The following is a 7,005-nucleotide window of genomic DNA, read 5'->3' as shown; positions in this document are numbered from 1 at the left end:
GGGATCGTCAAGTTGTTGTCCGGGATCGAAAGTGGGGGTGCGCTACCTTCTGTCACGCGGCCATGCTTTTCGCACAGTGGTTCCAGCGCTCGAACGCGGCGGCGAGGCTCTGACGGTATCTGGAGGCGGTCAACTTGTGACGGCGAGGGCGGAACAGGTTGGCGGTTTCATCGTGGGCGCAGAGGAACCTTTGCGCCTGCCTTGCCGATTTGAAACGGCCCTGGATTTTCTCGCGCTTTCGCGTGGGTCTGTGCGATCCCTCAATACGATTGTTCAGTCCCTTGTGCGCCCGGTGATCCACGTTCAGCCCGAGCTGCCGCAGGGCCGCGCCGTAGCTGCGCAGCTTGTCCGTCACGATGACGCGGGGCTCTCCCCAGCGGGCGATCAGCCGTGAAATGAAACGCTTCGCCGCCCGCGCATTGCGGCGCGTTTGCACGAGGATGTCGAGAACTTCGCCGTTGCTGTCCACGGCGCGCCACAGCCAGTGTCGCACGCCGTTGATCATAATCACCACCTCGTCCAAGTGCCATTTGTCGGTGGGCCGCGGGCGCGTAGCGCGGACCCGTTTAGCGATCTGCGGCCCGAATTTCCCCACCCATGCCCGGATCGCCTCATAGCTCACCACGATACCGCGCTCGGCCAGCAGATCCTCGACATCACGCAGGCTAAGCGAGAAGCGATAATACGCCCAGACCGCGTAGGAAATGATGGAGCGTGGAAAGCGGTGGCCTTTCAGGCGCGGTGCCGAAATCTGACTGATCATCGCACGGAGCTACATAACTGCCCTCCGGAGGGCAATAACTTGACGATCCCCCTCCAACATCGCGGTGGCCGAGCAAATTTGCCCCGGCGTGCAATAGCCGCATTGGAACCCATCCTCGCGGACAAAGGCGTCTTGCAGCGGACTGAGATTGCCGGGCGCTCCGATGCCTTCGATGGTGGTCACCGCATCGCCGTCATGCATACAGGCCAATGTCAGGCAAGCATTGATCCGGCGGCCATTCACCATGACCGTGCAGGCGCCGCATTGCCCGTGATCGCAGCCCTTCTTGCTGCCGGTCAGTCCAAGATGGTGGCGCAGCGCATCCAGCAGCGTCGTGCGGGGATCGAGATCCAGCCGCTGCTTCGTGCCATTGATGGTCAGATTCGTTTCCACGGCAATTTCCTTTGGCTAAATGGGGGCGGAGGAGCGGACCCCTCCGGCTATCGGCTGCCTCGGGACGTAGGGCGGTGCGGGAGGGCGGCAAGCGGGTGTGGCTGGTGGAGCTGGGGCAGCGTACTTTAGTTACATAACCATGATTACGAGGCTTTTTACTGCGCAGCGGCGCGCGCTACTCTCAAGTGCGACTCTTGTTAGAAAACAGTAGTTTATCTAATGAGAGGAATCGGTATGGGAGCCGTTTACGACCAACTCACTATCACAGAACGACGCAAGATAGAACGCTTCCGTCATGGGGCTTTAGTGGTCAAGCCGGAATCGGCACAAAAATTCCGCTGCGATTCACCAGTATGGCCGCAGCATATGAGACGCGGGGGCGCGGAAACCGTAGATCTCGGAGCGCAGCCCGCGTCGCACGCCCCGTAAGGTCGTCCATATTGCTCTATACTCCTTCGGCAGCAACGAAGCTTGCAATCTCAGCCCTCACACCGGTGTCATGCTTCCGTCCGTGGTTGGCACGCAGGGCCACCTACATGATGTCGGTGAGATCGGTTCCTGGATGCCTATCTGGAAAACGCGCTCGAACGGATTGCTCGGCGGCGGCGTCATATCCGGCGTTGCCAGGAACCGCGTCCCGGTGGGGACCTCGTCTTGGCAGGCTGAATCCTGCCAGGAGCTGTTGTACCTCCTCTTACCGATCGTGTCGCAAGGTCAGGCGGTAGCTGCTGTACCTGGGGCTTCGTTTGAACACCGCTTCATGCGGAACTCCGTGCCATCCAGCCACATGCGGTGTAGCACAACTCCGATGCGTCTTGCGACCGCCACGGTGGCGCGTTTCTGCCCCCGGCGCTTGGCGACCTGTAATCCCCACGCCTTGAGCCAGCACGGTTTTGCTCGGTGCATCAGTACGGTTGCCGCGTTGAACAACGCTGTTCGCAATGATGCATCACCCGCTTTTGTGATCCGACCAGAAACGTCTCGTTCGCCAGACTGCTCTCTCCGCGGCGTCAGACCGGCCCATGGCCCGATATCGCGCGACGAGTGGAACCGAGTTGGATCATCAATCGCCGACCGGACCGTTAGGGCGACTACGGCGCCGACCCCAGGCATGGTCATCATTAGTCTACAGGCATCGTCATGACGTGCGAGTGCGAGGACCCGACGCTCGAGGGCAGAAAGTTCACTACGCAGTACTGCTCGGGCCCTCAGGATCGCTGCCGATGCAGTCTCCAACGCAGAGTTCCCTGTTACCATTTCGCGGATCCGTGCCTCGTAGCGGGTTTTGCTGACAGGCCCGAGCTTCAGCCCGAAGTTGCGCAACACTCCCCGGAGCGACTGCTCGATGTCCAGCAACGCTTTCTGAACCGCCTTGCGAGTGCTAAGAAGAGCGCGCATCTCTTGCGCCGAAACCGATTTGCAATGGACCGGCCTGAACCAGCCCATACGCAGCAGCCGCGCGATACCCTCGGCATCGCGTCGGTCGGTCTTGATGGGCATCGCTTTTAAGACCGCCTTTACTTGGCGCGTCTCCATCAGAATGAGCTCGAATCCTGCCTCTTGCAAGCCACGGTGGAGCCATTGTGACAGTGGTCCGGCCTCGAGGCCGATCGCTTCTATGGGCCATGGCAGATCACTTAAGAACGAGATGTAAGCTTCAGGGTCGCTTGCGATCTGCGCTTGCTTCAGGATTTGTCCACGCTCGTCGAGTACGCAGACTGCTGAACTCGCAAGCGAAACGTCGATACCAACGAAAATCTTCATGTCATCCTCCACTGAGATGTGAAAGCGCCAGAGTATCAGAACCTGGCCGCCCCATGACGACATCTGGAGACACGCTAAGGTCCCAGTTGATGAGATGGCGCGCGTTCTGAAGCGCTGCAGATCCACGATATTTCGCGAGCTAAAGCGCAACCATTTCTCGGACGAAAGCATGCCGGGTTGCGATGGCTATTACGGTGCCGCTGCCCACCTGATGCAAGCGGAACGTCGTGCTCGAGAGCGCAAACTGATCAAACATCCTGAGCTTCGCAAGTGCGTGATCGAGCGTATCAAGAACGGCTGGACACCAGAGCAGATCAGTAACCGTATGATTCACGAACGCGCTCCTCTCAGGGTCTGTCAGGAAACCATCTATCGTTACATCTACCCCAAGGAAGGTCAGCGCGAAGACCTGTGGTGGAATCTACCGACCCACCGTGTCGCCCGCAGACCACGTCGCACCAGAAGGCGCAGAGAACCCAAATTCCACCGCGATGTCAGCATTCTGTTCCGACCCGATGATGTCGCGCATCGTCGGCAATTTGGTCACTGATGGTGTGGATGCCCCACCCCTGAAGCGGCATCAAAGTGTGCCATAATGGTGATGTTGAAAGCACCAAATTGGAGGAGGCATCCATGAATGAAGTTACAATGATCGGCGTCGACTTGGCAAAGTCCGTTTTCCAGGCACACGGCGCGACGGCTACTGGTGAGCCAATGTTCCGCAAGAAACTATCTCGGGGTCAGTTCCTGAAGTTCTTGGGCGAACAGCCCTCTTGCGTGGTCGCAATGGAGGCATGTGCGTCATCGCACTACTGGGGTCGCGAGATCATGAAGTTGGGCCATGACGTCCGCTTGATCCCACCTATCTATGTGAAGCCATTCGTTAAGCGCCAGAAGAATGACGCAAACGACGCCGAGGCCATTGCGGAAGCGGCAGTCAGGCCCACAATGCGATTTGTGCCTGTCAAATCGGCTGAACAACAATCCCGTTCGATGGTCTTCCAGACACGGGATTTGTTTGTTCGGCAACGTAACTCCATCATCAATGCGCTGCGTGGTCATTTGATGGAATACGGGATCATCGCCCCTCCCGGTCGGAACTTTGTAAAGAAGCTAGCTGAACAGATTGATAGCCCGAATTGTGACCTGCCTTCAATTGTTATTGAACTCAGCCATATACACTTGGATCAGCTAAGTATCATTACTGACAAAATAGTTGCGATAGAGCGGCGTCTGAAAGAAGAATCGAAATCCGACCCAGAAACGATCCGATTGCAAACTGCGCCGGGGGTCGGACCTGTGAGTGCAATGGCGATCAAGGCATTCTCCCCGCCGCTAGAAGGCTTCAAACGCGGTCGGGATTTTGCGGCATGGCTGGGTCTGGTCCCGGTTCAGAAATCAACAGGTGGGCGGCAAGTGTTGGGGCGAACATCAAAGATGGGGCAACGCGACATCCGACGACTGCTGATCATCGGCGCCATGACCCGGATCAGATGGGCGATCAAAAATGGACCACCTAAAGGGTCGTGGCTTGAGCAAATGTTAGAACGCAAACCACGTATGTTGGTCGCAACCGCGTTGGCTAACAAAACAGCCCGAACCATTTGGGCAATGATGACGAAGCATGAAGATTATCGAGATCCGATCGCGACGGCGTAAGCCTGCAACGCTCGGTATGATGTGAGAAGGACATTGAGACAGTAAGGACAAATGATCGACCAGATCGAGGTTAGGAAAACCAGGCACTCCCAGAGAGCTCCGCGCTCGTGTCATTGATATGGACCCAACCTTCGCATCGCCATACCGGCCCGCGGCATGTGAAACGTCGCAAATTGAGGCCTGACACATGACCGTACCCGATCACATGTTTAAACCGTCAAATTATCTCTTGCATCAAAGCGGGCATCCACACATGGGAGGCCGATTTGATGCTGTTTAAACAAAAGCTTGGCCAGTCCAACGTTACCTCATTGGTTGAGCGCGTCAGCCGCTTCACTGTGATCCTGAAAAACCCGAACAAGCGCACCAAGCCGGTCATGGCCAAGATCATGAGCGCCATCAAAGACCTCCCCCTCGTCGCCCGTCGGTCCATCACTTTTGACCGCGGAACCGAGTTTGTCAGTTGGCCACACCTGCAAGCCGAGATCGGAACCCAGACGTGGTTCTGCGACCCCTCCAGCCCCTGGCAGAAAGGCACAGTCGAGAACACTAACCGGCGCCTTCGAAGGTGGTTGCCCCGCAAACGCGATATCCGGCAATGCACAGATCACGATATGAAGGTGATCTGTGATCGCCTCAACAATACGCCGCGCAAGTGCCTTGGGTGGAAAACGCCAGCTGAGGTCTTCCGCGAAAAGATGTTGGAGGAAATGCGATGACGCCCCTACCCTGATCCCAACATGAGTCGCAGTTCACGTATCGCTCACACCCATAGCGCGCACCGCAAAGGTTTAAGCAGAGGGACGGACGAGCGCTTGTCTCACGGTCTTTAGAACGCACAAATTGCTCTTGCAACCAGCACGGTCCTGTTCTCTAGTATTTTCACATTCATGAACAACGGTGTTATCCATATGCAGGTCAGTGTCCGCGATAATAATGTCGATCAGGCTCTTCGGGTTTTAAAGAAAAAGCTTCAACGCGAAGGCGTTTTCCGCGAAATGAAGCTCAAGCAGCACTTCGAGAAGCCTTCTGAGAAGAAAGTTCGCCAACAGGCCGAAGCGATCCGCCGGGCTCGCAAAGCGGCGCGCAAGCGCTTGGAGCGTGAAGGCGTGATGTAGCTCTACCGAAACACATAAGGGCACCTCGATTTTTGAACAATTTTTGGTAGTTTGGCGGTGCGGGCGGCCTGAAGCAGGATCGTGGCTTTCGTCTGGCAATTGGCAGAGCCTCGCAGCCGCTGTATTGCGGCCTTCAAGCCTTGTTTGTCATGCTTTGACGCGTGATCGGTTCTTGGATCGCCCGGTATTCACGCCGGACACGGGTTGATGCGGCGCAGTTGAACGAGGCGTCGCATGTTATATGCGAGGTTCTTCATCCCGATCCTGGCCTTGGCTCGCACCAGACCAATGCTACGCACAAGGGTGCCACCCATGTCGTTGGTCTGTGCGCCGAATACATGTTCCACCCGGACCCGAACGGTGGATTTGGTCCGATTGCTGCCCTTGGCCTGATCTGTGAGAGGTTTGCCGCGTTTCCCCTTACGGTGGATGTGACTTTTCAGCTTCCGCGCGCGCAATTTCGCCTCCGTCTCCTCGGACCGATAGGCCGCATCCGCCCACACACCGGAGCCGGTATTGCCTCGCATCAGCAGGTGATCCACCGCTTGACTGTCATGCAGCGCGGCATCGCTGACGTGATAGCGCCGGACCAGCTTGTGCTTTCGGTCGACGTTCACATGGTTCTTGTAGCCGTAATGGCTCTTGCCGTGCTTTTTCGTCCAGCGCGCGTCCACGTCCTTCTGGCTGCGCTTGGCGGGCTTGTTTTCCCAATGCTCGGGGTTCTCGCCCTTCTTGATTGACGCGTTCTCGTCGCGCGTGTTGTGATTGCGCGGCACCGCCACAATAGAGGCATCAAGAATTTGCCCACCCCGAGCGATATACCCCTGCCGCGCCAAATACCCGTCAAATTGACGAAACAGCTCTTCCACCTTGCCCGCCTGCGCCAGCGCATCGCGATACAGCCACACCGTCTTTGCATCCGGCACCCGGTCCGCAAGGCTAAGTCCCAGAAACCTCATAAAGGACAGCCGGTCACGGACCTGATATTCGATCTGATCGTCCGACAGGTTGTAGAGTGCGCTCAGCACCAGCGTCTTGAACATCAGCACAGTGTCCATCGGCTTGCGGCCTGCGCGCGACTTGCGCTCCGCATCAGGCTTGCGCCAAACCTCATCCAAAATAGAACGAAACTCCTCCCACGGCACGACCGCATCGATCTCAACCAATGGGTCCTTCTTCGCGTCAAGGCTCGCATAGCGGTCGGAAAGATCAAAGAAACCCATCTGCGTCATTGCCGTCTCCCCTGTGCCGGTTCGTCCCATCAAAGATAACGCAGCACCGGGGTTGGGGCAATTTTTAGAGGTGCCC

Annotated in this window: 5 protein-coding genes and 3 pseudogenes; 4 read left to right on the top strand and 4 right to left on the bottom strand. The window is 57.3% G+C overall.

The features are described from left to right. Window positions 1-52: 52 nt before the first annotated feature. The 3 genes and pseudogenes from HTT03_RS00105 to HTT03_RS00095 all read right to left on the bottom strand — a co-directional run bounded on the left by HTT03_RS00105 (window position 53) and on the right by HTT03_RS00095 (window position 2,920). Window positions 53-763 carry an IS6 family transposase gene (locus HTT03_RS00105; RefSeq protein ID WP_174857895.1) on the bottom strand — a complete coding sequence of 237 codons (711 nt, stop codon included), beginning with the start codon at window positions 761-763 and terminating at the stop codon, window positions 53-55. A 51-nt stretch (window positions 764-814) separates the two neighbouring features. Continuing rightward, window positions 815-1,156, bottom strand: a pseudogene (locus HTT03_RS00100) (2Fe-2S iron-sulfur cluster-binding protein); the annotation flags it as partial. A gap of 714 nt (window positions 1,157-1,870) precedes the next feature. Beyond that, window positions 1,871-2,920, bottom strand: coding sequence for an IS110 family RNA-guided transposase (locus tag HTT03_RS00095; protein ID WP_174857894.1), 1,050 nt, complete (start codon window positions 2,918-2,920; stop codon window positions 1,871-1,873). A gap of 34 nt (window positions 2,921-2,954) precedes the next feature. Here HTT03_RS00095 and HTT03_RS00090 point away from each other — a divergent pair. The 4 genes and pseudogenes from HTT03_RS00090 to rpsU all read left to right on the top strand — a co-directional run. After that, window positions 2,955-3,467 (top strand): annotated as a pseudogene (locus HTT03_RS00090) (IS30 family transposase); the annotation flags it as partial. 86 nt (window positions 3,468-3,553) lie between these two features. After that, on the top strand, window positions 3,554-4,579 hold the full coding sequence (locus HTT03_RS00085; protein WP_174857892.1) for an IS110 family RNA-guided transposase: 1,026 nt from the start codon (window positions 3,554-3,556) through the stop codon (window positions 4,577-4,579). Window positions 4,580-4,833: 254 nt separating this feature from the next. Further along, window positions 4,834-5,298, top strand: a pseudogene (locus HTT03_RS00080) (IS30 family transposase); the annotation flags it as partial. 192 nt (window positions 5,299-5,490) lie between these two features. Further along, on the top strand, window positions 5,491-5,697 hold the full coding sequence (gene rpsU, locus HTT03_RS00075; RefSeq protein ID WP_174857891.1) for a 30S ribosomal protein S21: 207 nt from the start codon (window positions 5,491-5,493) through the stop codon (window positions 5,695-5,697). A 188-nt stretch (window positions 5,698-5,885) separates the two neighbouring features. Here the strand turns inward: rpsU and HTT03_RS00070 are convergent, their stop codons facing one another. After that, on the bottom strand, window positions 5,886-6,929 hold the full coding sequence (locus HTT03_RS00070) for an IS5 family transposase (RefSeq protein ID WP_174857890.1): 1,044 nt from the start codon (window positions 6,927-6,929) through the stop codon (window positions 5,886-5,888). Between the last annotated feature and the right edge of the window lie 76 nt (window positions 6,930-7,005).

The organism is Sulfitobacter maritimus (assembly GCF_013346665.1).
Taxonomy (GTDB): domain Bacteria; phylum Pseudomonadota; class Alphaproteobacteria; order Rhodobacterales; family Rhodobacteraceae; genus Sulfitobacter; species Sulfitobacter maritimus.
Note: the sequence above shows the minus strand (reverse complement) of the source record. Positions and strands in the feature narration are given on the sequence as shown.